General features: G+C 38.5%; 2 protein-coding genes. Both read right to left on the bottom strand.

The features are described from left to right. Positions 1-188 precede the first annotated feature (188 nt). On the bottom strand, positions 189-1,727 hold the full coding sequence (locus A8L32_RS11025; RefSeq protein WP_083631278.1) for an arylsulfatase: 1,539 nt from the start codon (positions 1,725-1,727) through the stop codon (positions 189-191). A 141-nt stretch (positions 1,728-1,868) separates the two neighbouring features. Beyond that, entirely contained in the window at positions 1,869-2,663 is a 795-nt protein-coding gene (locus A8L32_RS11020) for an acid phosphatase (protein ID WP_143525076.1), read from the bottom strand. Positions 2,664-3,218 lie beyond the last annotated feature (555 nt).

Genomic DNA, 3,218 nt, shown 5'->3' with positions numbered 1-3,218 from the left:
GATTTTATAATAATTAACCGGTAAAAATAAGCCAATTCATTTAGCAAACAATATTTTACTATTCGCATTAGCCCCAAAACGACTCGTTAAGCTGGGGCTCTGTGACTACCATTAAAAAAGGAGCCACAAAAAAATGTGGCTCCTCATCAACTGAATAGCATCTTTAAAAGTTGCCTTTTTATTTTACTTTAATTTCCTGCAGGAGCTGTTAGTTTCTCCATTACATTATCTAGGTTAAAAGCTGCTGCTTTCATTCTTGGCGGGTAGTCTTTAAACGTACCTAAAAATTCACCAACATATTCAGATGCTGGCAGTAGTAAAAATGCATGGTCTAAATACCAATCCCAATAGGTATTTGAAGTAACTGTTGCAAATTCGTACGGATCTCTTCTTAAATTATATAATAGCGGAATACGAAGCGTAACGAAAGGTTCAGCCCAAACAGCAAGTGTTCCGGTAGAGCGTTGTTCCATAAAAATAACTTTCCAATCGTTGTAACGAAGAGCAGTTAAATCGCCATCATCAGAAAAATAAAAAATTTCTTTTCTTCTGCCTTCTTTTTCTTCTCCGAGTAAATAAGGTAACATATTATAACCATCTAAATGAACTCTAAATGTTTTATCACCTACTTTTTTACCCACTAATAATTCTTCTTTAACCTTGTCGTTACCCGCTGCGGCTAAAAATGTAGGTAGCCAATCCAATCCAGAGACAATTTCGTTTGAGTAAGAACCTGCTTTAATATGGTTAGGCCAACGGATCATAGATGGCGTTCTCCAACCACCTTCCCAATTGGTATTTTTTTCGCTTCTAAAAGGATTCGCACCTGCATCAGGCCAAGTATTCTTATGAGGGCCATTATCGGTACCATATTGTACAATGGTATTGTCTGTAACACCTAATTCATCTAAAAGGTCTAATAATTCGCCTACGTGCATGTCATGCTCTACCATGCCATCGCCATATTCGTCTTGCCCCGAAATACCTCTATGTTCATCTTTAACGTGTGTACGAAAGTGCATTCTTGTTCCGTTCCACCAAACAAAAAATGGCTCGCCTGACTTAACAGCAGCTGTTATAAACTTTTTAGCAGCAGCAATAGTTTCATCATCGATCGTTTCCATTCTCTTTTTTGTGAGTGGGCCTGTATCTTCTACTTTTCCATCAGCATAAGAATGAATTACACCACGCGGCCCGAATTTCTTTGCAAAATCTGGATATTTTGCTGGATCAGGATAATCTAGCAATTCAGGTTCTTCTTCTGCGTTTAAATGATAAAGATTCCCCATAAATTCATCAAAGCCATGATTGGTTGGCAAATGCTTATCTTGATCGCCAAGATGGTTTTTACCAAACTGACCTGTTCTGTAACCCATAGGTTTTAACAATTCTGCAATGGTTGGGTCTTTTTCGTTAATACCCTCTTTTGCGCCAGGCATACCTACTTTACTTAAACCTGTACGAAATACACTTTGTCCTAAAATAAAGGTTGAGCGTCCTGCGGTACAACTCTGCTCAGAGTAGTAATCGGTAAACATCATACCTTCGTTAGCTACACGGTCGATATTTGGCGTTTGATACCCCATTAAACCATGTGTATAGGCACTAATATTAGACTGGCCTATGTCATCTCCCCAAATAACCAGAATATTGGGTTTTTTGTTTTTCTGTGCCATCATAACAAATGGCATTGCAATAATTGCAATTAAAATTACGAGTTTTCTCATTGTAAATAATTATTAGTGTTGATGATTAATCTGTTTACTAAACCATTATATCGGTTAATTGTTTTTTGGTGTATATCCTATGAAAATATAGGTGCTTATTTTCCATTTAGCAATGGAATCAAATGCTCGGCCCTCCTGAAGTTATTTCATCAAGGCTTTAATTTCTTCCTTAGCCACTTTTAAATCAATCATAAAATCGGCATTGGCGTGTAACTTGGCTACTGCAGCTGCTCCCATCATTCTGCCGGCTACCACATCGCTATGCCAATGTACATTGCATACATTACGGCTGATGCCAAATTCTTTTCCTCTTTCTAAAATGACATCGGCTTGTGCCGGAAATACTTCGGATAAAATTAATGCCCAAGTCCAACCAATGGCCGTATGCCCCGAAGGGTAAGAACCATCTTTGCGTAAGGCAGCTTCATCATTGGGCGTGCACGTAGGCGTATTGTTTACCATAAATGGGCGCTTACGCTGATAATGATTTTTTGCCCCATAGGTTGATAAACCAGCATCAGCTAACGTTCGGCGCATAATCATATATAAATGTGGCGTGTTTGCTTCCGATATTTTTGTATTCAACACCATATTAAACGCATCAACAGCTTCTGGAAAATGAAGATCGGCATCCTTGGCGGCTTGTTCTCTTCGGGCTTCATCATTTGAGGCAACATACATGGCTGCTATTTCCTGATCTAACTCAAAAGCTACCGAACCTTCTTCGGGTGGGGGTGGCACTAAATTTAAGCTATTGGGTATTTCATTTTCGGATAAATAGCCTTCTAAAATACCCGCATGAATCTCCTTTATTTCTTTGGATAAAGAGGTGATAACGGGTTGCTCTTTTGGCGCTTGCTGTGCACAACTAAACATTACGGCCAACAGTACTATGGCAGTACCTAACTGTAGTTGGTAAAATTGTTTTCTCATCATGGTGTAGTTTGTATTTGTAGCTATTGGGTGTTGAGAGACCCATTAAATATGTTTTGTATAAAACCCTACTCTCCCTTATAGAATGACTATTCTATAAATCCATTCGTATAGTCTAAAAGTAAATATAATTTAAGTGAAAACAGGCAACATATGGAATTAATAAGGATAAAAGTGTAAAATAAAGTAGGATTAGTGCAAAGGCGGATCGTTTGGGAGTAATCCCAAAGGCTAAAAGTTGCATCGTTTTTAGTTGAGGAGAACTCCCAAAGGCTAAGAGTTACATCGCTTATAGTTTGGGGGTACTACTAAGGCCTAACTGATGTAACAAAAATGGTTTGGGACAACGCCCAAGGCTCCACCGACCCATAATATTGCTTTAGGAGCACTCCCAAAGGCTAAAAGACGTAAAGGTTAGTTAGGGAGTGGAGTTATAGCGCCTAACTTTTAGTATCTCTTTGATATTATTTTTGACTACTGACCCACAAAAAAGCTTTTAGTAATTTTATTCAACTCCGCTGGAGTTGTCCTATGATGCAAATGTCATGACCAATGTTG

It is taken from the genome of Labilibacter marinus (assembly GCF_001659685.2).
GTDB classification, from domain to species: domain Bacteria; phylum Bacteroidota; class Bacteroidia; order Bacteroidales; family Marinilabiliaceae; genus Saccharicrinis; species Saccharicrinis marinus.
This window is presented reverse-complemented; position numbering and strand designations above follow the sequence as displayed.